The organism is Eubacterium oxidoreducens (assembly GCF_900104415.1).
GTDB lineage: Bacteria > Bacillota > Clostridia > Lachnospirales > Lachnospiraceae > Eubacterium_C > Eubacterium_C oxidoreducens.
The window spans coordinates 129,706-153,933 of sequence record NZ_FMXR01000009.1; the positions used below are offsets into that span (position 1 = coordinate 129,706).

Consider the following 24,228-nt stretch of genomic DNA (forward strand, 5'->3'; position numbering starts at 1 on the left):
TTATGAATCCTCACTGCCTGAAACTCTTGTCTGCAAAAATGTATTCTCCCGAACTGCATCTTCGTCCTCCGGATATTTTTCCAGATAATCCTGCATCAGACTATATGCAGTATCAAAATCGCCTGCGTACTCATAGGCTGCGATTTCATTTTGTAATAATTCTTGCTCATTTTCCACATCTTCAATTTCCAACCCTTTTGAAAAGCAGGAAATCGCAGTTTCATAATCTTCATTTTGCATAGCTACGCACCCTGCGAGGTTTAATGCTTCTCCATCTTCCGAATGAGAACTTGTATATTCTTCAATCTGCGCAGTTGCATTGCCGGTCTCACCCTTTGCAAGATAGACTTCCGCTAAAAGAAGCGTTGCATCATCATTACTGCTTTTCGCTTCTTCCAATGTTGAAATCGCCTGATCATATTCCTCCAATAGATAGTAGGCGTTTCCTACATTGTATAATTCTTCTCCGGAAGAGCCCCCCTTAGAAATAACTTCGTTAAGATAGGTTGCCGCTTCGTCTTCCATATCAGCTCCAATCAGTGCTGTACCAACCTGATTAGACATCTCTCCAAAATCTTCTGCAAGTTCGATTGCTTTTTCAAAATCCGCTATGGCTTTTTTGCTTTCTTCTTCCTGCAGATAAACATTTCCTCTTAAATAATAGGCATCTGCTGCTTCTTCATCATAAGAAATAATTGCAGTATATGTCTCAATGGCTCCATCACTATCGCCGTTTTTATATTGGGCAAGTGCCTTATAATAATTAATATCTATTTCAAGATTCGTAACAGAACCACCGCTTTTTACTTCTAACGCTTTATCAAATGCCTCAATCGCATCTTCATATTCTCCGCTCTTAAGATCATTGATTCCGATTGTACGATATGCCTGTTCGTTTTCGAGTTCTTCCTTTGATGTGCATCCATTAAGAATCAGCATTCCCATTGCACCAAGCAGCATCATAACTACAATTCGTCTCTTCATTTCGTATATCCTTCATTTTGCTTATTGAAAGCCCCACTTATCAGTAAGATAGGCGGGGCCGTAATATTAGTAAAAACATTGTAGCACTTGACCTTGTTTTTTGCAATGAACTTCACAGAGTCTTAAGGATTCTTGACGCTTCTATCAACCATTTTTACATTCGGCAAATAACTCTTCTAATTTCTTTTCTCCAGATGCCTCTTTAAGACCTGCTATACCGTAGTGCTGCACCCACTGCTGCACCTTCTTAATCTGTTCTTCTGAGAAGATCCATTGTTCCTTTGGCGTATTATTTTTGAGATTCGAAAAAGCCTGCTGAATCGTCTGCACATAGTTTTCATCTGTATACCAGATTGAATCTTCTAAAAGTCCTCCTTCCTTATAGTCCCTTTCATATGCATCCTCGTTTATATAACGAGTATAATAATCCGTCTTATCTTGTCCATCTGCCTGTAGCACCCAGATGTTAATCTCCTTCGTAGTTTCATTTCCATAGCCATCAGTTGCAACAATACAAGCGGATATCGCCCCGGTGCTTTCGAATAATTTCATCTCTTCTTTGATGACATCAAAATCCTTTATTATGACCTGTGCACCATTTTTTAGAATTCCATCTTCCTCGTCTTCTACAATCACTTTGTGCAAAATCTGTTTTTGTGTAAGGTCTTCTATCTGGGTATCTAGAATGGTCACATCCTCACAGGCCAAAAATCTTGGATACGCATCATAAATTGCCTGAAGTATGATATGATCTCTTCCCTGCACCGACTTGACTGCCGATAAGTTCATAGCCGAGTTTTCAAGCTCCTTAATCGATATTTCCTGTGCCGGTAGATATACTGCCCCGTCTTTTGATATTCCAATATTCTTATATGTTGCCCTCTTATCAAGCGACCATCCCACAAAGGAATACTTGTATTTGTCATCACCACTAAGAAATGCCTGTTCAAACCACGGCGCAGTTCCATCTTCTCCGACATTTTCCCTAAAACGGTATTTCTTGTCATCTGTTGGTTCATCCAAAAGATGCGCTCGCTTAATCGTCGCAATCTTCATTCCATCTAAAGGTGCTTTATAATTCCCCTGATATTCGATTGCCGGCATCTGCTTCCAGATTCCATACCAGGTAACATCCCCTGTCATCTTGATCGTTTGAGAAGTCTGATACACTCCCGGCGTATCACTCTTTGCCACAGCCGCCTTATTAAGAGACCATCCAATAAACTCATACAACGCCTTTTTCCCATCTTTGGTATGTAAGAGCGGCGTTGTAAATTCACACTTATAGTTTTCATGCCACCATCCATCGTTAGAATCTTTTGGCACATTCGTTGCATAATAGGTGGCCGGCACTCCATTTTCCCCCTTATAGGTTATTTTATAATTTGTCGACAAGACTGCCATATTGACTGCCCCATTTTGATCCGTTCCTCTTCCAGCTCGCAAGAATCGATTACTGCCACAGGCAAGATTGGTCATCCCCTGCTCCGCCATGCGTGCAATCTGTGCTTGCGTTGTAGTCGCATTTCCGGCTATAATTTCCAGCATTTTCCGGCCTAGCGCACGGTCGTCCTCCGCTGTTTTTAACACCATTGCTGAACTATATTTTTTCCCCTCTTCAAAAGTTCGATTCATATTTCCATCCACGCATAGATAGACTTTTTTTTCCAAAAATATCGGCTGCTGTGTGTAAAAACTTTTTCCAACCGTACAGGTTCCATACTGATGTATGCCATATTGCGTACATCCGGTAATACTTACATCTTCCAATATAAGATTGCCTTTATCTATGATTCCATTCGTACCTCCCATAATCGTTCCCTTTTTTATTTGGGCATAACCACTTTTCGTTACGCGGATACATGACATAGAATGATGTTCATCACTGACCCGAAAGTTCTTGACGTCGTTTGATACATACAATTCTCCTCCAATACAGATTTGTTCCCTTCCGGCTTGTGGTGCTGACACCTCAGTTGTACTGTTTTTTATTGCCTTCCATACACCATCTATATCCATAGCACTTCCTGCAGAACTTGCACCGGCTTTATTTTGACTTATGGTTAATATTCCGGCATTTTCAAAATTTGCTCCTTTCTCAATGCACATAGCACCACCGCTTGCATTTGCCGTATTCCCCGTCATAACAAGCTCACCGTTATTCTTAATCGTGCTATCACTTTCCATGATGATACCGCCTCCTGCACCATCTGCATGATTCTTATCCAACACGATTTTTCCATTATTTACCAGGCTGCCTCCATCTAAAGATTGCCCCTTTATGATTATTGCACCGCCTCTCCCGCTTAGATAGCCGGCATGTGCGCAGCAATCCCGAATCGTCAAGGTCGCATCCTTTTCCACTCTCATAAGCGCTTTCTGATTCTTCGTGCTTTCCACAATTCGAATTGTTCCTGCATTATTATAAGAATCCACATTCGCAAATAAACATTGCCCTTTCATGGTCACGGATGCACCTGACTTAATCTTCATTCCGCCTGTATTTGACTTTGAAGATTCCTCTTTTGAGGGATTATTTACAACATATGCACTCGGTTTTGCATACAGCACGCTTACATTGTTTAGAATCGTGGTATTGTTTTCTCCCGTCAGAACACCTCCATAAACCGGATTATCCTTAGTTCCGATTGTTACATTTTCCAGATTAAGACTTATATGATTTGTCTTTTTATAATCCACGACACTAGGATTTGTGACTATTAAATAGCCAAATCTTGCCTTCACATTTTTCACAATACAATCATGCATCGTAAGATTTCCCTGCTCCATCACGCATAGCACCGTATTGGTCTGGTCCGAACAATTATCCGGTCCACACTTGTTCCAAAGATTCTTAACCACGATGTGCTCTAACTCAACACTTCCACTATTCACAATAAGACTGCTCTTTATTCCATTCGAAAGCGAATCTCCTGCACCCCCTGTCAATGACGCTATTTGCGTCTTATACTTTGAATTCGTTATATGCAGCTTTCCCTTTGTCTTGACATGAAACATGGAAAATTCCTTGTCAAAATAATCCTTTCCCAATGACAGCTTATTGCCATTTAAGTCAATGGTAACATCACTTGTGATATCAATTGTATAATTATTATTATTCGGCTCTAAAGATATAGAATCGGTTAATTTCACACTGACATCCTTGGTCTTATTTTCAATTGCACTTCGAAGCTGATTCGAACCTGATACCGTCTGTGCAGCTATGACTTTCTTAGCAGAAAGCATTCCGCACATCATTAGCAATGCAAAAAGACCGATCAGGCCTATCCATTTTATTTTCATACTCATCTGCAATACTCCCCCTTCACGCTTATTGATACTGCGCTCGATAGATGACGTCCTGTTCAACCACCTCTCCCGCAACAGCTATGTGTCCACTCATTGATTTCCAATGAACGAATTTTTTATCTGCTCGCTTAGGCGCCTTGGTGGGAAGAATCATTTTCTCCCCTTTTGTAAGCTTGTATTTGCGAACTACGTTTCCATCCTCATCCTCAAAAATCACACTGCAATAATGTTTTGGACCTTCACGTTCTAACAATGCTGTCGTTTCATAAGTAAGCGTATGCACCTTCTGACCTATACTGTCGTATTCTTCTGTCACTTTCACTGCCAAAATACCTTTTTCTAAATCAGCTGCTGCAATATCCACCTGTATTTGAGCATTGGGATTAAGACGGATCAGTGCATGCTGCAAGAACTCGATCACAAATTCTTCTTGTGACTTTTGCGTAAACAGATTTTGTTCTAATGTCTCATCTAGTGCCGACTCTACCGTACTTTCTAATGTAGCTTGCTCGTTTACCATACGAATTGCCCGGCCATGAATACTTAATACCGTAAGTACCAAAAAGATTCCGGCCAATACCAGACTTACACCAATTACAATTCCCCTCATGACTCACCTCCCGTAATATGAACCACAAATGTCTTGTTGCGCCGCACACTACCATAACTCCTTACCATCAGTCGATAATCGCCCCCTGATGTGAAAAATATTTTCTGCGTTGCCGGCTCTAGTATTGCCATCCCTTTTGCCACAGCATCTTCCCCGGTTATATAGAGCTTAATTCCAATTATTCTACAAGGAATCGTCTGATTATTCTCCGTCGCACTGATTAATTGTTCAGCCGTGTACCACTGCTTGTTCATCGGCGATGTCTTTAATCTGATTTTCGTGTCCGGTTTATTCTGCATCGCATATTGCGTATCTTTATCCATTTGTATTACCTGCCGCAATTGTCCTTGTACATACGCTCCAGCCTTCTCTAAGAACGAACCTTTTGTCAGCGCAAAGAGTACAAGGATCACCACCACTGCAGCAAGTACAGCGCCGGAAAATTGCCGTACAATCTGTGTCATAGTCCACCCCCGATTGCATCTGCCAAAACCTCCTGCACCAACCGGGCAATCGTTCCTCCTTTAACATAGGAAAGCACTATAATTGCAAAAGCTACAGCTGCAAGAGTTTCCACTATAAACGCGCCGTATTTTCCAATTACATCTGACATCTGTTACCCCCTATCCAAACATATGAAATAGCAGGCACATCCAGCCAACAAGCATACCGCCCACCATGGCAAGTACGATAACCAACCCATACTCTTCTATCAATTGCTTCATAATCTCTCCCCTTTCATCTTGCATAACTTCTAATCACATGTGACTGCCGATCAATCAAAAGAAGCTGCATCGAATATGTATATGTTGTCTTAAGCTCGGCCATATCGCGAACTCCATCATTATTACAATCCATAACCAGCACCGATAAGTTGTATCCTTTCTCCTTCGCCGTCTCCTTACAGGTTGCAATAGCAGCATCCGAAAAATTATATTGTTCTATCATTGCTGTTGCATCTGCCGTATAACGCTGCGCTGCAGCTGCATCAAGTGCTACCGTAATCACACCAACACCGACAACTAAAAACAAAATCATCAAAAACAATGCCAAAAAACTCTTTGGAATCTGTTCCATTCTCTCTCCCCTTTCAAAACTGTGTCGTACGTAAAAAAAGAAGTAAAAACAATAACATATCCGGAATCAATTTCACACCTACTGCAATCTGCGGCATCAAAAACAGTGCATACATGCCTCCCTGCCTGTTCTCATTCTTTTCTTTTTCATCCGCATCCTGTGCGAGTGTATTTTGATGAATCAACGCTCTCACCTGTTCCTTAACATCACTTGCTCCTCCTTTAGATATTGCACATAGCATTTTCATAGATGATTGAATCTGCGAAAGATTATACTCCTTCATGAAATTCTGATAAGGATGGTTCGATATCGGATTGTCCGATAATTCCTGTAACATCTTAACGATATACGGCTTTAATACGACAGGTGCACGCTCAAGTGATCTTCGAATAGCCTCTTGTACCGTCGTTTCCTGCAAGAGCATACCAACCTCCATAAGCCAGATTGAATATTCCGACCGTATCAATTGTATGAGCTTTCTGCTACCAATACGACGTGTAATAAATGGTTTTATTATAAGTATCAAAAGCATTCCCATCGCGATTACCAAAAGACTTATTTCACTATAATAAATCGCTGCTCCCAAGCACCCGGCTACGATTACAAGCAGTTTTCTTTGCTTCTTCCACTCCTTTTTATAGGAATATCCGGTCACTCTTTCATATAATCGAACAACCTGCTCCTTATCCATGCTTTCCTTTGAAAGCGGATCTTGCATCATCATACGTGCTGCCACCAAAAGACAGAGAAGATCCATCCCAAACATACCGACTCCACTTAACTGATAGAGTACATGCCTGCTGATTTCCACATCCCCCGGTATAATCTTTTCTACAAAAAGGCAAATAAGAATCGAAATCAGGACGGATAACAATACATTGATTAACCGGCTTTTCATGGCTTTTTCCTGTAACTTCTCTCGTTCTACCCAAAGCCGAAGGTCTTCTAGCAACAAATCAATATACATCTCGCATTCTCCTCCAAGACTTTCAACCTTAAAAAAGAATTCGTGCATTCTTGGAAGTCTTCTTCCCGGATATGCATCTTCAAGTTTTTTTAACACCTCCGTAGCTTGCGCCTGCTCTCCATAGAACAATTCTCGTCTAAGCTTCATCAACTGACTGCGAAGCGGTTCTTTCGGCGTAACTTCTATCGTCTCATCAAGCGCTGTAAGCACCTTTTTATGTGCGCGAAAACTATAAAGCATCTGCTCCATATACCCGGTTATCGCGCTAAATCTTTCCTTATATTCCTCCCGTTTTTGATGCATTGCATACAATAGCGGAGCTTCTATGACTATCATGATTCCAATCGCCAGCATCGTCTGCATACGAAATTGGAACAACCATTCCAAAAACAACACTGCCGCAAGCATCACACCTACCGCTATCCATATCTGCTGCATCGCTCCTTGTACCTGCACAGGAAAATATACTTGTCGTGCCCGACTTGCCGCTCTAAGCCATCTGCGTTCTCTCATATGCACCTCCGTCCTGCCATATATCTTTGATTGCTGCACGTTCTAGCTTCCTTTGAAGCTGCAAAGGGATCACACTTTCTTCTATTCTTTGTCCATCCGAAACCAATAAAGCGAATATATTCTTCTCAGCATGATCAAACATACCAATCTGATCTACGTACCTTCGCATACTGCCGTCGGGCTCTCTTTTCATTGAAATCAATACTCCAACATCCACAAAATCATAGATATTATTCAAAAAACGTTGTTCCATCATAGAGTCATCTATCATATTCACCATTCTCTGCGGAATTCTGCTAACATCCTCTGCATGTATTGTTGTCATCCCATGCACGCCTGTACTAAACGACTGTATCAGATGCCGCACTTCAACGCCGCGCGTCTCTGCCACCATAATCCACTTAGGATTCTGTTTCAAAGCAGCCACAATCGCATCTTCATATGAAAAATTCTCTCGTACTTTCCACTGTAATGCATCAGCGGCCGGTCTAAGTTCCTTATAACGCCACTCTAATACATCCTCAATCGTAATAACCCGTTCCGCAAGCGGAATATACATAGATAAGAATTTACAAAACTCCGTCTTACCGGCTCTTGGTTCACCGGCCACGACAATATTCATATGTGCTCGAATACAATTCTTTAAAAAATGCAATACTTCTTCCGATACATAACCACTCTCAAGGGCATGTTCCTGTGTTATCCGTACCTTCGGAGGTGTCTTTCTGATACAGATACTTATACCCGATACCGAAACTGCCTCGTGCATAATAGATACACGAAGCTGTCTTGTCTCTCCTTCTAAAGAAGGATGCATAGGATTGAATTCTCTTCCGGTAAGATTCGACAATCTTTGCGCAAATTGTCTTGCAAATAACTCCGTAATCCCATGTGAAGATGGCAGTATCTTTCTTCTCGTATTATCCTTATAAGTCAGCCACAGATCCTGACCGTTATAATCAACATCTGTTACGTTGTCGTCTTCTACATAACAGCGAAAAGGACCAAACATCTGCGGTTTAAGTTCTAACATTTCTTCCGTGATTGCCACCCACCTTGTCTATTAGTGAATCAGATCTGTCTGTTGCGACATGCCATCAATGATTGTAGTGAATGCGTTCGATACCGCAACTTGTACCGCATCTGATTTCACAATAGCAACTAAAAAAACGATTGCTGCAGCAGCAATAATAACCGGTCCCCACTCTTTTAAAATTTCTAACATATAAATTCTCCTTCTCTGTAAATAATTTCTTTCAGATCAGGATTAAATTGGAAAAATGCGGAAGAATATTCCGCGGAATAATAAGATTACCACTCAAGAATTGAGCGTTCGATTTCTAAGATGGATTTTAATATATCTCATAGAATTTTATTTGTCAACGGAACTTGACAATTTTTTTTACTTTTTATATACTCTGATTGTCAAATATTTTGACTTTCAAACTATTTAGAATTTTATGGTGGATTATTATGAATACAAAGATTATAGGCACAGGAAGCTATCTTCCTCCAACCTCAATGTCAAATGATGATATTTCTAAACTCGTCGAGACAAATGATGACTGGATTCGTGAACGTACCGGTATCGGAAGTCGTCATATTGCAACAGATGATACAACGGTTTCCATGGCAGCAAAAGCAGCGCAAAAGGCGCTAGAAGCTTCCGCATTAACCGCCGAAGAACTAGACCTTGTAATTGTGGGAACTATTTCAGCTGACAATTTACTTCCAAGTACAGCCTGCAGTGTGCAAAGTATCCTTGGTGCCAAAAACGCGGTTGCTTTCGATGTCAACGCAGCATGCTCCGGTTTTTTATTTGCAATGAATACGGCAAATGCCTATATCAAATGCGGCATGTATCACAACGCACTCATCATAGGTGTTGAAACCTTATCCAAGATCACCGATTGGACAGACCGAAGCACCTGCGTCTTATTTGCCGACGGTGCCGGTGCCGCCGTATTAACAGCAACCGAAAATGAAAGCGAAGGAATTCTCTCCTTTGTGCAAGGCTCCGATGGCACGCGTGGACCAGCTCTATATTGCAAGAGTCGCTCCAATAACAATCCTTATGTAACTACTACTTTAGAGCCCGCATATATTACCATGGATGGTCCTGCCGTATTTAAATTTGCAATAAAAACCGTGCCGGCCAGCATCCGTCAGTTGCTCGACCAAACCGGATACACAACAGATGATCCGGATGTTTATGTGCTTCATCAGGCCAACCTTAGAATCATACAATCAATTTCCAAACGTCTCTCCATCCCCATGGAGAAATTCCCGCTCAATATGGAAGGATGCGGTAACACATCTGCTGCTTCTGTTCCGATTCTGCTTGATGAAACTGTTCGAAGCGGAAGAATCAACCCCGGCGATCTTGTAATTCTTGCCGGCTTTGGCGCAGGACTCACCTGGGGCGGCGCACTGATTCGTTTCTAAAAAAAATGCAGCGATGATTTTCTCATCTCTGCATTTTATTTTTATTCTTCTGTTGTAACTTCATCCGCTTGTCCATCGACCATCTCCGGACCATTGATTCCGCTCTTTCCGATAAATAATTCCATCGCATTAAAAGCAATCTTACGAGTCGAAATCACATCAAATGCTCCACCGATAAGACCGCCTAGTATCGGCACAGCCTTCGTCAGATTAATAAATCCTTCTTCTGAAAAACGAGCCAGCAAACGTGCTCCAATCTTCTCATTTAGCGAAGATACCACTTTGGTAGAAGCTTTCCCCAAAATATTATAAACAGTTTTTTCACCAACCTTAATTCCTGCCTGCTTTACCATATCTGCAAAAGCGCTTTCCGTAAGACAGACATAAGCAAGTGTCTGAACTTCCTTTGATGTCGGATCAAATCCACCAATCTTTGCAATAACCGCAACCATTCTAAGCTGCATATAAAGAACAGATGCCAAATTAGCAGGAATCGTAACCGGCAAAGTCAAAAGCCCTCCTATTCCCGTAACGAAACCGGATGCGCCACATTTTGCAATCTGGTTATAAACATAGGCATTTACTGCCCTTTCTTCTGTCTGATAACGCTTCTTATACTCAAAAGCAACTTCCTCTACAGTCTTACTCACCATCGGAACACCGGTCAGGCATTTCTCATAAATGCCATCAAGCGCCTTCATAAGCGTACTACTGTCTAATGTTTGTGCCATACTCTACCTCTTCTCTTTTATTCGTCCCACATCTCAAAAAACTTGGTATCCAGTTCCGGATATGAACGCTTCATGGAAATCGGCTTACCTGATTTATTCAAAAAGCAATGACTACTTGAAGCTGTTGTTCGCAATTCTCCGGTCTTTTTGTCATACATCTTGTAATCAAAATCCATCTTAATTCCATTATAATGATTCACTTTCGTAACAATCATAACATCATCATCGAAATGAACCATACTGATATAATTTACTGAAACAGAAAGAACCGGACAGATAATCTCCATCTCTTCCATCTGCGCATAGCTCATGCCCATCTGATCGAGCAAATCCATTCTGGCTTCTTCCATCCATTTTACATAATTCGAATGATGGATAATTCCCATCTGATCAGTCTCATAATATTGTGCATGATGTTCATATGGGCGAAACTTCAAAGGCTCTAACGGCTCCCATTCTTTAATTTCATTTTTCCCCATAGCAATCGCCTCCACCTTAGTTTTATATCTTGATTCTAGCACTAATATATAAAAAAATAAATAGTCAGGACTTTCCTGCAAGACCGTTTCCGTGCAAACCATCCGAAAATTCCTAAGACTTTATTAAGAAATAAATTTCTTCTAGAATTCACTATATACTTATGATATACTTTATACAACAAAACAAATTGCATATGCAATTTACTGAATTTGACATTCTCGTTACCAAACTTTTCATATCATATTACGCAAAAGACTTCGCATTGCGAAGTCTTTTGTGTTTCCATAAGCCATATAAAGCAGGAAAAATCCCCCACCTACGCTTAGGCAAGAGACTTCACCTGCTTTCAATATCATCTTGATTTATCACTTTCAAAAAAGCTCATATCCATCATTTGGTCCATAGATACATACCGCCACATCTTCTTCCCAATGCGTATAGATTCCGTGACCTTCATATTGCGCACCTTCTTTTGCCTCTAAAGCATCCGAAGTTAACTCCACAAGATTTGCAAGATCTATATTCGTCGGATATTCCACAAATCCGGTTCCATGCATTTTCACTATTGCTTCCTTCATCGCCCAAAGCATAGAAAATGATTTTTCCGGACATTCTCTTTCTCGAACGATACACTGTTCTTTGGGCGAAAGCGTTCTATTTAACAAAGAATCCCGTATTTTTCGCACCTTTTGTACATCAATTCCAATCGGTTCCTCAGAAATTGCCACTCCAATCATTCCATCTGTATGCGAAATAGACACATGCAGCTGTGGAAAAGCTTCCAGGTATGGTTGTCCACTCTGCGTCTTGGCAATCTCCACTTCCTCTGCTGTCACACGATGATTCAAAAACTGCTCAAGACATTCTCCTAAAACAATCTGTGCAAATAACGCATTTACCGCATCTTCATCATTTTTATACCGATCTGCATACTCCACACGTCGCTTCGTGTTTCTCCCCCATGCAATAATCGCTCCCGGCGAAATCGTAGGTGTCTTGGTAATCAGGACGCATGGTTTTCTCGGGCTAATCATGTTCCTCCTTATTACGATTTTCGAATCGTTCATTCATGGCCTTAGCACAGCTTGCGCAGTTGCCATCGCAGCCATTTTCCTCGCACTGCTCATTCTCCTGTGCGAATTTGCTCATAACAAAAAAACACACAACAATAATTGCCACTACAATAATAATTCCAATGATTTTCATTTCCATGAGCCCACCTCTTTTCTGTCGCAATCATTGTAGCACAAAAATGCAGGTAGTACCAAGTAACTATATATGAACGACACCAACCGATAAAGTTCGTAGCTTGTACCCCGACTGAGTATAGTTTGTCATACCCCCACCTACGCTAACGCTTAGAGGTGGGGGATTTCTCCGACTGAGTTAAGCGCATTAAGCTCTATTTCTTCTAGTTCTTTTCTTGGAATCCGCTTTGTCGATTCTCGAACCATCTTTTCCACATTCTTTTTCGCTTCTGACACCGGAATCAAAGTTCCAGCACCTGCTACGCATCCACCAGGGCAGCCCATGCCTTCAATCAGGCAACCATTTTTCTTTCCTGCTTTCGCAAGCATCAACATTTTACGGCACTCTTCAAGTCCTTGTGCATGTTCAATCTTGGTTTCCACATCCGGATAATATTCTTCGATACATTTTTGTATAGCACTTGCGACACCACCCGCCACGCCATATCCACGGCCAATCGCGGTTGCATCATGAAAGGAAGAAGTCTCTTCTATCTCATCCGGCTTGATTCCTCTGGCAGTAAACATAGCATCTAACTCTTCAAACGTAATTACAAAATCCACATCGCTTCTTACACTCTTGCGCATAGCTTCTAATTTCTTGGCAGCACACGGGCCGATAAATACCACTCTTGCATTTGGATGTTCTTTCTTGATACTTCTTGCCGTTGCAACCATCGGCGTAAGATCGGTCGAAATACTGTCAATAATTTCCGGAAACTGTGTCTTAGCAAGCATCGCCCAAGAAGGACAGCAAGAAGTCAGTAAAAACGGCAATTCACCGGTTGCTACCTTAGTCGCATAAGTCTTTGCCTCAGCCAAAGCTCCGATATCTGCACCAAGTGCCACCTCATATACATGAGAAAAACCAAGTTTTTTTAATGCCGTATGTATCTTGCTTGGAGTCACCTTTGCCCCAAATTGACCAACATACGCCGGAGCTATTTCAGCTACAACTTCTTGTCCTTTTCGAAGACTTTGAATCATCTGAAAGAATTGTGATTTATCCGCAATCGCCCCAAACGGACAATTCACCATACACATACCGCACGATAAACATTTGTCTTGATTAATCCGTGCTCTTCCATACTCATCCGTCTCGATTGCTTTCACGCCGCAAGACAATGCACATGGACGAGTTCTTTTTCCAATCGCATCATAAGGACATACACTTTTACATTTTCCACATTTTATACATTTTTCCTGATTGATATATGCCTGACCATCCACCTGAGAAATGGCATCTCTCGGACACACTTCCATACACTGATGGGCAATACAATCTCTACACAAGTTGCTGACTTCATATACATTGTCTTCACACTCATTACATGCAGATGGTATCACCTGCATAAGCGGCGGCTCATAATATACTTCATCAATCGTACTTGCATCCATACCACTTGATGTATGAACCGGCTTATTTTGTGGACGCATGGAAAGTCCCATTGCCAATCTTGCCCTTTCTGCAGAAATCGCCCGCTCCCGGTAAATACTTTCCCGAAAGACCGGTGTCTCCTCAGATGATAATTTATACGGCAACCCCTCTATGGCTTCTTTCATATTTTCCGGTTCTTCCTCAAATGCAATCCTTGCCACTTCTACGAATACATTTTTTCTTAATTCCGAAATCTGTGTATGTAATCCTCGCATGATCTCCATCTCCTGTATACTTCGTTATTTTTTTATCACTCCAATTATAAAGCCTTCTTAAGTTGTATACAATATGCAAAATGGAATACCGTATTCCATTGTCAGGTACGGTATTCCATCCATGATTGTCCCTTATTCTTGTGCCATTACCTACACCTAATCAAGCTCGTAAATGCAGTCGTTTACTCTGGTCAAGACTCGCTCGCGAGTCTTGCGCGCCGGATTCGGGTCTGCTTCAGCAGACAAATTCCTGTCCGAATCCGTGCGCATCCTCGCGGAGCGTTTAACTCAGTCGGAGCTTGTACTCCGACTGAGTTGAAACCAGTTCCGCTACCAACCTTGCCGTATCCACTACATCCTCTAGATTGGCATATTCTTTTACTGAGTGAACATTTTGCATTCCACAAGAGAGCACAATGCCTTTCACGCCATGCTGCATCAGTTTATTATTATCACTTCCGCCAAACGTTGTAACAACTTGCGCTTCCTTATGAAGCTTGTAACATGCCCTTTGAAACCGCTTAACTACAGCTTCTTCTTTGCCAAGCTGATAACCGCGATAGTTCTCGTGCACCTTCATATGAATCTTAGCATTATGCTGCGTAGCGGTCTGTTCAAATATTCTTCGCACCTGTTCAAGTCCCGTTTGCACTTTTTCATACTTCAAACTGCGAATTTCTCCGGTGCAAGTACAACTTTCCGATACAATATTTGTTGCCACTCCACCTTCTATCTTTCCAATATTTCGAGTCGTTTCCGGATCAATTCTTCCTTGTGTAATCTTTGTAATCGCTTCCGCTGCAATCGCAATTGCATTAATCCCTTTTTCCGGACAAAAACCCGCATGGGCTGCCTTTCCCTCTACCGTAACCCAAAATCCGGTAGATGTTGGTGCCTGCACTGCTGCCATTCCCGGTGCCCCTTCAAGATCTAAAACATACCCCATCTTCGCGTGAATTTTGGAAAAATCGAATTCAGAAGACCCTTTACAGTGAAGCTCTTCTGCTACAAAAAAAACAACCTCAATATCTCCATGCTTTCTTTGCTCTATGATAACCTGCCGAATGCCTTCTAGTATCGCCGTAATTCCGCAGACATCATCTCCGCCAAGCACGGTATTGCCACTTGATAAAAACTTGCCCTCACTTGTAAGCTGCGGACTTTTCCCGATTCCCGGCTTTACCGTATCCATATGTGCGGCAAACAAGACTGGTTGTGCATCCTTATTTCCTTTCTTATATGCATATAAATTACCGGCATTTCCTCCTATTTTCGCTCCGGCATCATCTTCCTCTACCGTAAATCCAAGCTCCTCTAACTCGCTTATCAATGCATCTGCAATTTCTCGCTCATTAAGACTCTCGCAGTCCATTGAGGTATATTTTATGAAGGTATGTTTTACTCGCTCTTTCACAACTGTTCCTTTCCTTTCTTAGTCAAACGGGAATCGAAATGCCTCAAGCCCAAGTTCATTACGTATTTCGGCAAATTCCTCTTGCACCGCCTTGGTAAGCGGTACTCCTTTATCCTTTCGTTCCAGCCAGGCTTCATATTCTTTTTCACCGGCTGTAAATATTCTCTCGTGACCGGGTGCTTTTTCCGATGCCCGAAGCTGCCTTAAGATTTCACCCGCTGTCTTTTTGAATGCCTCTAGCCCCACAAATTTTTCCGGATCAATGACAATAAAGAAATGTCCAAGATGATACGGATGAATACTACCATCTTCATTCTTTCCTGATAAGTCTTTTAAAAACAAACCATTAGCCAAAGCTGCACTTAATATTTCCACTACTGTCACGTAGCCATATCCTTTATATCCCGCCAATTCTTCTCCGATTCCACCAAGTGGTGCGAGCGCTGCTTTCTCGCTTCGAATATCTCTTAAAATCTCCTTGCTGCTTGTCATTGCGTTTCCGTCTCGCCCAATCACCATTCCTTCCGGCACGTCCTTACCGATGCGGGCATAATATTCAATCTTTCCATTTTGCGTAATTGAAGTCGCACAATCTAACATAAATGGAAATGCTTCATCTGTCGGAAATCCAAACGTAAGCGGGTTGGTTCCCATCATATTCTCCACTCCAAATGTCGGAGCAATCGATGGTCTTGCATTCGTACCGGTAATTCCAAGCATTCCCTCTTTTATTGCAAGACTTGGCCAATAACCGGCAATTCCATAATGCGAAGAATTGGTGACCGCAGCCATACCCATTCCATAGGTTTTTGCCTTTTCCATAATCATTTCCATTGCAACTTTCGATGCCACCATTCCCATTCCGTCATTTGCATCAAGAACGACGGTTGTCGGAGACTCTTTTATCACATCAATCTTAGTTACCGGATTCAGTATGCCCGCCTTAATACGGTCGACATAAATCGGTTTGAAACGATTACATCCATGGGATTCTATCCCTCGTCTATCACTTTCCAATAGGACATCTGCACAAAGCATCGCATCATCATGTGGTACCCCAAGTTTTTCAAATGCCGCTGTCATAAAATCAGCCAACAACTTCCATCCAACATACATTCTATTCTCAGCTTCCATATGCACATCCTCCTTGTGTTGTCTTAGTCCTATTATACTATAATTCAAGCATTAACCGCATATAAATTTAGTTTGAAAACGTTTTCACTAAATTCGCTTTTTATATCGTTTTAATTATGTTACTTTAGGTGCTGAAAACACAGATGGAAGGACTGAGTAGTAAATGTCAATTAAAAAAATAGCAAAACTAACCGGAGTATCCACCGCTACCGTATCAAGAATACTCAATAACCCAGAATACAAATGCCAATCTCCCGAAACCCGTGAAAGAGTCTGGCAGACCGCTATAGATTTAAATTATACGCCAAATCGAGCTGCAAGAAATCTAAAATTGGGAATCACTTTTCCCAAACAAAAATCTTTCTTTCTCAACGTACTTATGACAAGAACCGATTCTGTTCAGACAGATCCTTTTTTCAATGAGCTATTACGTGTAATTGAAAGCGAAATACACAAAGTCGGAAGTGTCCTTAGCAGCATCTGGTACATGCCGGTATTTTCAGATGATGAGGCCTGTGAAAGGAACGACCTTCAGGTTCTTATCGACAACGTATATAATGATGTATCCGAGCACTCGGATGGATTGATTATTATAGGAAAATGTAACCACAAAGCACTTCAACTGTGGAAGAAGAAATATAAAGCCATTGTTTCAATCAACCGAAATTCCACTAACCATGAAGTCGATGAAGTAATATGTGATGGAAGCAAGATTGCTCATCTGGCAACGAATCATCTTATAGAGTTAGGACATACCCAAATAGCCTATGCAGGCAGTTGTCATAACGAAGCACGTTACCGAGGTTTTACCGATGCCCTGACGCAAGCCCAGATTGCGCTAAGAGAAGAATACGTAATCAATACGCCTGCTCGCCAAACCGACGGCTTTGATGCCATGAAAAAGATTGCCTCTCTCACCAACAGGCCTACCGGAATTTACTGTGCGAATGATGTCATAGCCTTAGGGATGTTGGATTTTTTAAATCAATACAAAAATCTTAACTATACCCCTTCTATTATCGCAAGTGACGATATTGAGGAAGCCCAATATACCAAACCCATGCTTTCAACCGTAAGACTCCCCAAAAATGAAATGGGAAAATTTGCCATTCAGCTCCTAACAGACAGACTTTCCGGAGGGCACTCAAGTGTAACCAAGATAGAGCTAGAAGGAACACTCGTAAAAAGAAATAGTACTTATGTTGCTACTGAAAATCAATGGCAATCCTATAAATAAATCCAAACATAAGACTCTCTTTTCAAGCTTTTACTTGTAAAGAGAGTCTTATTTATTACTTTTTTAAGAAAACGTTTTCACATTTTATGTATCTTATCATTTGATCTGCCTTTTTTGAACACGGGGTCTCGCTTAGATGATTTAATCATCTAAAGCGACAGCCCCTTTAAAGTCCCCGGCAAAATCTTATTGGTACAAATTATGCTTGCGCCCCAATCCAAAAGTTCCTGCGCTTTTTCCTTTTTATCCGTTGTAAATGCCAGTACGGCAATTTGATTCTTACGAAAATCCACAATCATTTCCTTGGTTGCAAATTTACGATTCAAAGCAACTGCACCGATATTCTTTTCCTTACAAAAAGAAATAGCCTCCTTTACCGACATATTTTCTTTTTTATAAAAACACATATAGTTTTTGAAAGGATAAACTTCATGGATGGCCTTATGCATCTCCGGAGAAAAGACCTGAATCAAAAGGCGATCCAAAACAGCTTCGTCCCTTCCCGCAGCTTTCAGTACGGCCTCAATTAATGCCTTGGCATCCTTGGGGGCATGCTTTTGCAAATCCAATTCCCAGTAGGTATCCGGGTATTTTTTAATGTAATCCTCCACAAGCGTTTCAAAATCCATTGTGGTATATCCCCGCACGGTTTGCGCCAGGAACTTATCCCTGGTCATCTCTTTAAATTCTTCCGGCTTATATTCCATGCCGGTACGTCCGCACATTTTTTCGGACCATCCGTGAGATAACACGGCATAGCCGTCATCCGTAATGGTTACATCTACTTCAAATGCCTTGTATCCGTTGGCAATGGCCTCTTCCAGACCTTCCTTGCAATTCAGGTAAGAATAGCCCTGATAGCCGCCGCCGGCATGGGCCAGCACCTCACCGGCCTTAAAAAAATCAGGAACCGACGATAACAAACAAAAATCCGATTCCCTTTTTGATTCACTCTCTTTTCTTTTATTTCGAAAATGACGTATGATTGTTTTTAAATTCATGTATGTTCTCCTGCTGCTTTTTTTGAAAATCTAATTTTTGCATTTTATGATTTCTTCTTTCCCCTCCGCCCCACACTTTTAGTCTACTTGTAACCTTCAGCTGAATTTACATTTGTGATTTTATATTTTCTTTCCGTCCAAAACAAACACAAGCGATGAAACCGTTTTCACACTTCTTATGCTCTTTATTTAGATTATTCTTATAACTTCCTTTTATATCCCAATTTACAAAAAAAACACCCTAAATTCTTGTTTTTTATTTTTCACAAGAATTCTAGAGTGTTTTTTTTGAAAACGTTCTCAAGCTGTCATAGTTTGTCATAACCCCCACCTACGCTAACGCTTAGAGGTGGGGGATTTCTCCGACTGAGTTAAATATCCAGCGCAGCATGATACCCTTGATAAACTGCCTGTGTAATCGTTGCAACCTTAGAGGCATCTCCGATTACTCGTACATACAAGGCCGTATCTCGTAGAGATTCTACCACTTCCGTATTCGATTTTTGTCCTAACGCACAGATTACATTTTTCCCCGGTACCAGAACCTGCTCTCCAGCCGGATTCTGACACCAAATTCCATCGTTTGTAATCTCAATTCCTGTATAACCACTATAAACCTTTGCATAGCGCTCTATTTCTTGCATAAGTAAAGGTCTATATCGTACATTTGCATCCGGCGCAAGATTCTTACGCATCTCAACTATCGATACGTTCTTTCCTTCCCGGCCCAAATGAACTGCGCACTCGCAACCGGCCAGACCACCGCCTAATATAATCACATCATCTGAAATCGACTTTCTATGCTGATATAATTTTGTAACCTGTATCACATGCTCTGCATCTATTCCCTTTATCGGTGGACAGACCGGACTAGAGCCAACCGCTATGATAAGTGCATCCGGTGCTTCCTTTTCTACATATTCCGGCGTTACTTCCGTCTGCATGCGAATCGTAACGCCAGCATTTTCTGCCAGCTTTCGATACGTCTGTGACAGCTCATACATTTCCCGTTTAAAGGGTAGTGCCTGCTCACTTTTTAATATCCCGCCAAGTTCATTTTCCTTCTCACATAAAATAACTTCATGTCCGCGCCTGGCAGCCGTATATGCCGCGTATAAACCTCCCGGTCCTCCCCCTGCCACCAGAACTTTTTTAGGCTGCATCACCGGCCGCACTTCATCTCCTTCTATCTCTCTTCCGATTAAGGGATTCACTGCGCAGCGTCTTGTTGAAGTTGCCGCACGTTCTGCCATACAGGTAAAGCAGCGAAGACATTTTACGATCTCATCTTCACGCCCTTCCTTCATTTTCCTTGGTAGAAATGGATCTGCCAAGAGTGCTCGTCCCATATAGATAATGTCGGCTTTTCCCGATGCGATAATTTCTTCCATCTGCTCAGGATCGTTTAAACCTCCAATTGTTGCAACCGGCTTAGATACATGTTTTTTTATTTCTGCTGCCAGATACACATTGCGCCCGTGTGCTTCAAACATCGAAGGATGCGTAATTCCAAATGTCTTTTGATAAGTTCCTGCCGAAACATGAATGATATCAACATATGGCTCTATCATTTGTGCAATCCGAATCCCCTCTTCAATTCCGTATCCATCTTCTACAAACTCACTACCGCTCATGCGAAATTCAATAGGAAAATCCGGTCCTACCGCCTCTCTTACGGACTGTAAGACTTCTATCGCAAACCGACATCGATTCTCAAGACTACCACCATATTCATCCTCCCGGTGATTAAATAGTGGTGATAAAAACTGATTAATCAGCCATCCATGACCGCCATGAATCATCACCATCTCAAAGCCGGCTCTCTTAGCAAGCCCCGCCACATGACCATAAGATGCTACGATCTTTGTGATTAATTCTTTTGTCAATGCTTTTACCCGGACTCCATCTGCCCGCACACTGTCACATGGTCCCCACTGATGGAGCTGTTGCTGCTTTTCTCGGTCTGTCATATAAGTTCCTGCAAACATACCGGAATGAGATAATTCTAGGCTTGGCACAGCTCCATGCCTATATATGGCATCCGCAGTGTAAGTTGCACAAGCTAAGGAATTCAATATTTTCTCATCCAAATGATATGCATGCGAGCCATCGGTCTGTGGATGAACCATACATTCGCTAACGGTCACAGCTGCTGCTCCGCCTTTTGCTCTTAACTCGTAAAACGCTACTGATTTTGGTCCAATACAACCATCATTGGTAATGTCCGTTCCCCCCATAGGCGCAGAAAACAGACGATTTCGAAATGTGGTTCGTCCAATCGTTATGGGGCTGCTAAGATTTGGAAATTTTCTCTTCATAATACTTCACTTCGCTTTTCATGTTAATTGGTTTTCATTTTCTCCAATTCTTTTAAAAACTTTTTTGCAAATATTTCATGTCCTTCTTCCGAAAAATGTACTCCATCATATGCCAGAGGGATATTCCACTTTCCGGCATTCCAAAAAGTAACTCCGCGCTTCTTACAAATGGATTGAAACTCACAATTCATCTCCTTGCTTGCAGCGTGATATATGGCAAGTTCCGGATTAGCATTTGTAATCCATACCGGGCCTATTACAATCGTATGAACCTCTTTTAGTTCGGACTGAACCCAGGTAAGCAACGCATCCATTCGTTTTTTTGCTTCTTCAACCTGTGGATGAGACGTTAGCAAAATATCATTTGTTCCAAGCATTATTACAAAATAATCACCAGCTTCTAGAGCATGAATCATATGTAATAAATATGCACTTCCTCGTTCAAACCGCGGAAGTGTCCTGCCATTTTGCCCTTCTTCTATTATTTCGTATTCATCTTCCAAACACCGTCTAAGAATTGATGGCCAGATATTTTCCTTTGGATAGCGCATCCCAAGCATCCCCCTCGGATCATAGCCATAGGTATTAGAATCTCCGTATAATAGTATTTTTTTCATTAATTTATTTTTCCTCGTTCTTTTTTCCGAAATCACCAATAGTTTTGCGTAGAATTACTTAATGTCAAGACTCGCTCGCGAGTCTTGCGCGCCGGATTCGGGTCTGCTTCAGCAGACAAATTCCTGTCCGAATCCGTGTGCATCCTCGCGGAGCGTTTAACTCAGTCGGAGCTTGTACCCTGACTGAGTATAGTTTGTCATAACGCTTAGAGGTGGGGGATTTCTCCGACTGAGTTGAATTTTGACACGCCAAGGCGGGTTCGTTTTATAGTATTGAACTTTTAATGATTTCTAATCTTTCTGACATTTCGATTCATCAAATGTCTACCGAGATTTCTGTATGCAAAAGCTTTAAGTGGCGACATTTCCTGACGATTCCGCCTGTTTGTTAGATATTCTCTTCAACGCTATTTGATCGCTATCGCAAATTCACATTTCTACTACTGCGCCTCTTATAATCACGGTCAATATCCTCTTTCCATTCGCCGCCGGTAAATGCCGCATTCATATCCTCACCATGCTTGCACTTTCTGGCTCTGGATACTGCCATATCAAGAACCCGATAATTGAGTTGAGTTCCTTCCTCATCATGATTATAATTCGCAGCTCTGTCTTTGCTAATCCCCATACTTCCGGCAACTTCTATTGCATCTATATTTGCACCTAGAAAAAGGAATTCCCAGTTATACTTCTCCTTCTCATGCTCAATCATTTTCTTTACATCCCTAAAGGAGTAGCCTCTACTGGCATTCTCAAGACCATCGGTGATGATTACAAATAACGTCTTCGCCGGCCTATCCTCTTCCCTGGCATACTTATGAACGTTACCGATATGATGTATGGCTCCACCTACTGCATCAAGAAGCGCTGTACAACCTCGAACATAATAATCGTCTTCCGTCAGTTCCTTTACATCACCGATTGGTACCCTATCATGGATCACGTAAATCGCATTATCAAAAAGAATGGTAGAGACCAAAGCCTCGCCTTCTTCTTTTTGCTGCTTTGCAACCATGGAGTTGAATCCTCCGATGGTATCGGATTCAAGTCCGCTCATGGAGCCGCTTTTGTCAAGGATAAATACAAGTTCCGTTAAGTTTTCTCTCATAGTGAATACCTCCGTAAAAAGCTTATTTGTTTCTGAGGTAATCATATCAAAAAAGGGCGTTCTATCGGTCACTTGTCAGGCGACATTTATGACACTTGGTTGCCAAGAAGTTGTTCTCCGTGCTCAAAGAGTGCTACGTTAATCTCGTAAATGTCATAGGCTTGTTTCTCAATAAAATACTGCACGATGACATCCCGCTTACTACATGGCGATAACGCAAGCCCTGCCCGAGAAAGAAGATCCTTTGTATCATCAAGGCTAAGCTCCAATGCAACAGCAAGCGCAAGAGCTGTAGATTTGCTCGGATTCTTTGTGGTTCCGCATTTTAGTTTTGAGAAAGCTTTTCTATCAAGATTCGCCTTCTTTTGCACTTCAACATCGGTCATCTCCCTTTCATCCGCAAACGAAAAGACAAGCTCCATAAATGTCTTATCTAGTCTCTTCACTACATCATCAAGACTCTTCTCCGCCGACAAAGCAGCGTCGTTCATCTCGCATGCCTCTACCTCTTCAAAATCACCATATACTTTAGCATCTTTTGCTGTCCCTTTTCTCTTTCTTTCCTTTTCTGAATCCTTCCTATCGGTGTTAGAAAAGGCTCTTCCCGCAACTGACAGGGCTGTCAATAACGCTTCTTCATATTGAATCTGACTGGAAAAAAGATACTCCTTTGACTTTTTCTCTTCTACATAATTATTATTGATGTACTCATCGATTTCTCCGTAAAGCTCGGAAGATAACAAAAATGCCTTTTCATCAAACACGACCAGATAAAGTTCTAAATCGTGATTCGACATAAATGCTTCAATCTCGGATAGTGCAATACGCAGAGCGATTTCCTTGGGAAATCCATAACTGCCGGAAGCTAAAAGCGGAATTGCCAAACTCTCAATAGCATTCTCTTGTGCAACTCGAAAAACACTTCGATAACAGTTGCGGATAATGTCCTCCTCGCCAGAATTGCCACCCAGCCAGGCAGTCCCAACAGTATGAATGATATATTTTGCCGGAAGTTTAAAGCCATCGGTGATTACGGAATGCCCACGCTCAATTACACCAATCCCATAACGCACCGTCAGAAGCTGCTCTTCTCCTGCAGCTTTATAAACAGCAGCATCAGTCCCCGGACCGTATCCCGGCAATGGGTTCGCCGTATTCACTATGGCATCAACATGCATTTTGGTAATGTCATTACGTACTATTTGAAATGGCATAGAATCACCTTCTTATTTTGAGCTTGAGTTTTTTATTAGGTCATTACATAATAATATATTTTTGCATATTTCGTTAGAAATCACAACTTATACATTCAAGACTCGCTCGCGAGTCTTGCGCGCCGGATTCGGGTCTGCTTCAGCAGACAAATTCCTGTCCGAATCCGTG

Annotated in this window: 23 protein-coding genes; 2 read left to right on the forward strand and 21 right to left on the reverse strand. The window is 41.7% G+C overall.

What is annotated here, in order from left to right; translation table 11 throughout:
* The 9 genes from BLS20_RS06865 to BLS20_RS13745 form a co-directional block, all read right to left on the reverse strand.
* Positions 1-984 (reverse strand): tetratricopeptide repeat protein, encoded by a 984-nt coding sequence (locus tag BLS20_RS06865; protein WP_090173614.1) that lies wholly within the window; start codon positions 982-984, stop codon positions 1-3.
* Positions 985-1,128: 144 nt separating this feature from the next.
* The gene (locus BLS20_RS06870; protein WP_090173616.1) at positions 1,129-4,293 is read right to left on the reverse strand and encodes a hypothetical protein; all 3,165 of its coding nucleotides are present in this window, start codon (positions 4,291-4,293) and stop codon (positions 1,129-1,131) included.
* Positions 4,294-4,315: 22 nt separating this feature from the next.
* Entirely contained in the window at positions 4,316-4,903 is a 588-nt protein-coding gene (locus tag BLS20_RS06875) for a hypothetical protein (RefSeq protein ID WP_090173618.1), read from the reverse strand.
* Positions 4,900-5,367, reverse strand: a complete 468-nt coding sequence (locus BLS20_RS06880) for a hypothetical protein (RefSeq protein WP_090173620.1) — start codon at positions 5,365-5,367, stop codon at positions 4,900-4,902. Before BLS20_RS06880 ends, BLS20_RS06875 begins: the two co-directional genes overlap by 4 nt.
* Positions 5,364-5,516 carry a hypothetical protein gene (locus BLS20_RS13740; RefSeq protein WP_176762324.1) on the reverse strand — a complete coding sequence of 51 codons (153 nt, stop codon included), beginning with the start codon at positions 5,514-5,516 and terminating at the stop codon, positions 5,364-5,366. Before BLS20_RS13740 ends, BLS20_RS06880 begins: the two co-directional genes overlap by 4 nt.
* 125 nt (positions 5,517-5,641) lie before the next feature.
* Positions 5,642-5,980 (reverse strand): hypothetical protein, encoded by a 339-nt coding sequence (locus BLS20_RS06885; RefSeq protein ID WP_090173622.1) that lies wholly within the window; start codon positions 5,978-5,980, stop codon positions 5,642-5,644.
* Positions 5,981-5,993: 13 nt separating this feature from the next.
* Positions 5,994-7,460, reverse strand: coding sequence for a hypothetical protein (locus tag BLS20_RS06890; protein WP_090173624.1), 1,467 nt, complete (start codon positions 7,458-7,460; stop codon positions 5,994-5,996).
* Entirely contained in the window at positions 7,438-8,511 is a 1,074-nt protein-coding gene (locus tag BLS20_RS06895; protein ID WP_090173626.1) for an ATPase, T2SS/T4P/T4SS family, read from the reverse strand. Before BLS20_RS06895 ends, BLS20_RS06890 begins: the two co-directional genes overlap by 23 nt.
* A 12-nt stretch (positions 8,512-8,523) precedes the next feature.
* Positions 8,524-8,685, reverse strand: coding sequence for a hypothetical protein (locus tag BLS20_RS13745; RefSeq protein ID WP_176762325.1), 162 nt, complete (start codon positions 8,683-8,685; stop codon positions 8,524-8,526).
* A 248-nt stretch (positions 8,686-8,933) separates the two neighbouring features.
* Here BLS20_RS13745 and BLS20_RS06900 point away from each other — a divergent pair, with 248 nt between their 5' ends.
* Positions 8,934-9,905 (forward strand): beta-ketoacyl-ACP synthase III, encoded by a 972-nt coding sequence (locus tag BLS20_RS06900; RefSeq protein WP_090173628.1) that lies wholly within the window; start codon positions 8,934-8,936, stop codon positions 9,903-9,905.
* A 41-nt stretch (positions 9,906-9,946) separates the two neighbouring features.
* Here BLS20_RS06900 and BLS20_RS06905 read toward each other — a convergent pair whose 3' ends face one another.
* The 7 genes from BLS20_RS06905 to BLS20_RS06935 form a co-directional block, all read right to left on the reverse strand.
* Positions 9,947-10,636, reverse strand: a complete 690-nt coding sequence (locus BLS20_RS06905; RefSeq protein ID WP_090173630.1) for an EcsC family protein — start codon at positions 10,634-10,636, stop codon at positions 9,947-9,949.
* Positions 10,637-10,653: 17 nt separating this feature from the next.
* Entirely contained in the window at positions 10,654-11,115 is a 462-nt protein-coding gene (locus tag BLS20_RS06910) for an acyl-CoA thioesterase (protein WP_090173666.1), read from the reverse strand.
* Between the two features lie 372 nt (positions 11,116-11,487).
* Positions 11,488-12,150, reverse strand: coding sequence for a 4'-phosphopantetheinyl transferase family protein (locus BLS20_RS06915; RefSeq protein ID WP_176762326.1), 663 nt, complete (start codon positions 12,148-12,150; stop codon positions 11,488-11,490).
* A complete protein-coding gene (locus BLS20_RS06920; RefSeq protein WP_090173634.1) occupies positions 12,143-12,328 on the reverse strand; it encodes a FeoB-associated Cys-rich membrane protein in 186 nt (61 codons plus the stop codon). Before BLS20_RS06920 ends, BLS20_RS06915 begins: the two co-directional genes overlap by 8 nt.
* 146 nt (positions 12,329-12,474) lie before the next feature.
* Positions 12,475-14,016: a 4Fe-4S dicluster domain-containing protein gene (locus BLS20_RS06925; protein ID WP_090173636.1), complete on the reverse strand. Its 1,542-nt coding sequence runs from the start codon at positions 14,014-14,016 to the stop codon at positions 12,475-12,477.
* A gap of 283 nt (positions 14,017-14,299) precedes the next feature.
* Entirely contained in the window at positions 14,300-15,430 is a 1,131-nt protein-coding gene (locus BLS20_RS06930) for a M20/M25/M40 family metallo-hydrolase (protein WP_090173637.1), read from the reverse strand.
* Positions 15,431-15,448: 18 nt separating this feature from the next.
* Positions 15,449-16,564, reverse strand: a complete 1,116-nt coding sequence (locus tag BLS20_RS06935) for an Ldh family oxidoreductase (RefSeq protein ID WP_090173638.1) — start codon at positions 16,562-16,564, stop codon at positions 15,449-15,451.
* Positions 16,565-16,727: 163 nt separating this feature from the next.
* Between BLS20_RS06935 and BLS20_RS06940 the strand changes: the two genes are divergently transcribed.
* Positions 16,728-17,801 carry a LacI family DNA-binding transcriptional regulator gene (locus BLS20_RS06940; protein WP_090173639.1) on the forward strand — a complete coding sequence of 358 codons (1,074 nt, stop codon included), beginning with the start codon at positions 16,728-16,730 and terminating at the stop codon, positions 17,799-17,801.
* Between the two features lie 149 nt (positions 17,802-17,950).
* Here the strand turns inward: BLS20_RS06940 and BLS20_RS06945 are convergent, their stop codons facing one another.
* The 5 genes from BLS20_RS06945 to BLS20_RS06965 form a co-directional block, all read right to left on the reverse strand.
* On the reverse strand, positions 17,951-18,802 hold the full coding sequence (locus BLS20_RS06945) for a glycerophosphodiester phosphodiesterase family protein (protein WP_090173640.1): 852 nt from the start codon (positions 18,800-18,802) through the stop codon (positions 17,951-17,953).
* Between the two features lie 371 nt (positions 18,803-19,173).
* Positions 19,174-21,120 (reverse strand): oxidoreductase, encoded by a 1,947-nt coding sequence (locus tag BLS20_RS06950; protein ID WP_090173641.1) that lies wholly within the window; start codon positions 21,118-21,120, stop codon positions 19,174-19,176.
* 23 nt (positions 21,121-21,143) lie between these two features.
* The gene (locus tag BLS20_RS06955; RefSeq protein WP_090173642.1) at positions 21,144-21,737 is read right to left on the reverse strand and encodes a GDSL-type esterase/lipase family protein; all 594 of its coding nucleotides are present in this window, start codon (positions 21,735-21,737) and stop codon (positions 21,144-21,146) included.
* A 418-nt stretch (positions 21,738-22,155) separates the two neighbouring features.
* Entirely contained in the window at positions 22,156-22,845 is a 690-nt protein-coding gene (locus tag BLS20_RS06960; protein WP_090173643.1) for a vWA domain-containing protein, read from the reverse strand.
* An 86-nt stretch (positions 22,846-22,931) separates the two neighbouring features.
* A complete protein-coding gene (locus tag BLS20_RS06965; protein ID WP_090173644.1) occupies positions 22,932-24,059 on the reverse strand; it encodes a macro domain-containing protein in 1,128 nt (375 codons plus the stop codon).
* Positions 24,060-24,228 lie beyond the last annotated feature (169 nt).

Excerpts from the sequence above, each read along its gene's own strand:
- BLS20_RS06915 (WP_176762326.1), bottom strand. The coding sequence starts at position 12,150 with ATGATTAGCCCGAGAAAACCATGCGTCCTGATTACCAAGACACCTACG.
- BLS20_RS06940 (WP_090173639.1), top strand. The coding sequence starts at position 16,728 with ATGTCAATTAAAAAAATAGCAAAACTAACCGGAGTATCCACCGCTACC.
- BLS20_RS06920 (WP_090173634.1), bottom strand. The coding sequence starts at position 12,328 with ATGGAAATGAAAATCATTGGAATTATTATTGTAGTGGCAATTATTGTT.
- BLS20_RS06935 (WP_090173638.1), bottom strand. The coding sequence starts at position 16,564 with ATGGAAGCTGAGAATAGAATGTATGTTGGATGGAAGTTGTTGGCTGAT.
- BLS20_RS06880 (WP_090173620.1), bottom strand. The coding sequence starts at position 5,367 with ATGACACAGATTGTACGGCAATTTTCCGGCGCTGTACTTGCTGCAGTG.
- BLS20_RS06925 (WP_090173636.1), bottom strand. The coding sequence starts at position 14,016 with ATGCGAGGATTACATACACAGATTTCGGAATTAAGAAAAAATGTATTC.
- BLS20_RS06865 (WP_090173614.1), bottom strand. The coding sequence starts at position 984 with ATGAAGAGACGAATTGTAGTTATGATGCTGCTTGGTGCAATGGGAATG.
- BLS20_RS06905 (WP_090173630.1), bottom strand. The coding sequence starts at position 10,636 with ATGGCACAAACATTAGACAGTAGTACGCTTATGAAGGCGCTTGATGGC.
- BLS20_RS06945 (WP_090173640.1), bottom strand. The coding sequence starts at position 18,802 with ATGAATTTAAAAACAATCATACGTCATTTTCGAAATAAAAGAAAAGAG.
- BLS20_RS13745 (WP_176762325.1), bottom strand. The coding sequence starts at position 8,685 with ATGTTAGAAATTTTAAAAGAGTGGGGACCGGTTATTATTGCTGCTGCA.
- BLS20_RS06875 (WP_090173618.1), bottom strand. The coding sequence starts at position 4,903 with ATGAGGGGAATTGTAATTGGTGTAAGTCTGGTATTGGCCGGAATCTTT.
- BLS20_RS06955 (WP_090173642.1), bottom strand. The coding sequence starts at position 21,737 with ATGAAAAAAATACTATTATACGGAGATTCTAATACCTATGGCTATGAT.
- BLS20_RS06870 (WP_090173616.1), bottom strand. The coding sequence starts at position 4,293 with ATGAGTATGAAAATAAAATGGATAGGCCTGATCGGTCTTTTTGCATTG.
- BLS20_RS06960 (WP_090173643.1), bottom strand. The coding sequence starts at position 22,845 with ATGAGAGAAAACTTAACGGAACTTGTATTTATCCTTGACAAAAGCGGC.
- BLS20_RS06965 (WP_090173644.1), bottom strand. The coding sequence starts at position 24,059 with ATGCCATTTCAAATAGTACGTAATGACATTACCAAAATGCATGTTGAT.
- BLS20_RS06885 (WP_090173622.1), bottom strand. The coding sequence starts at position 5,980 with ATGGAACAGATTCCAAAGAGTTTTTTGGCATTGTTTTTGATGATTTTG.
- BLS20_RS06950 (WP_090173641.1), bottom strand. The coding sequence starts at position 21,120 with ATGAAGAGAAAATTTCCAAATCTTAGCAGCCCCATAACGATTGGACGA.
- BLS20_RS06910 (WP_090173666.1), bottom strand. The coding sequence starts at position 11,115 with ATGGGGAAAAATGAAATTAAAGAATGGGAGCCGTTAGAGCCTTTGAAG.
- BLS20_RS06890 (WP_090173624.1), bottom strand. The coding sequence starts at position 7,460 with ATGAGAGAACGCAGATGGCTTAGAGCGGCAAGTCGGGCACGACAAGTA.
- BLS20_RS06900 (WP_090173628.1), top strand. The coding sequence starts at position 8,934 with ATGAATACAAAGATTATAGGCACAGGAAGCTATCTTCCTCCAACCTCA.
- BLS20_RS13740 (WP_176762324.1), bottom strand. The coding sequence starts at position 5,516 with ATGTCAGATGTAATTGGAAAATACGGCGCGTTTATAGTGGAAACTCTT.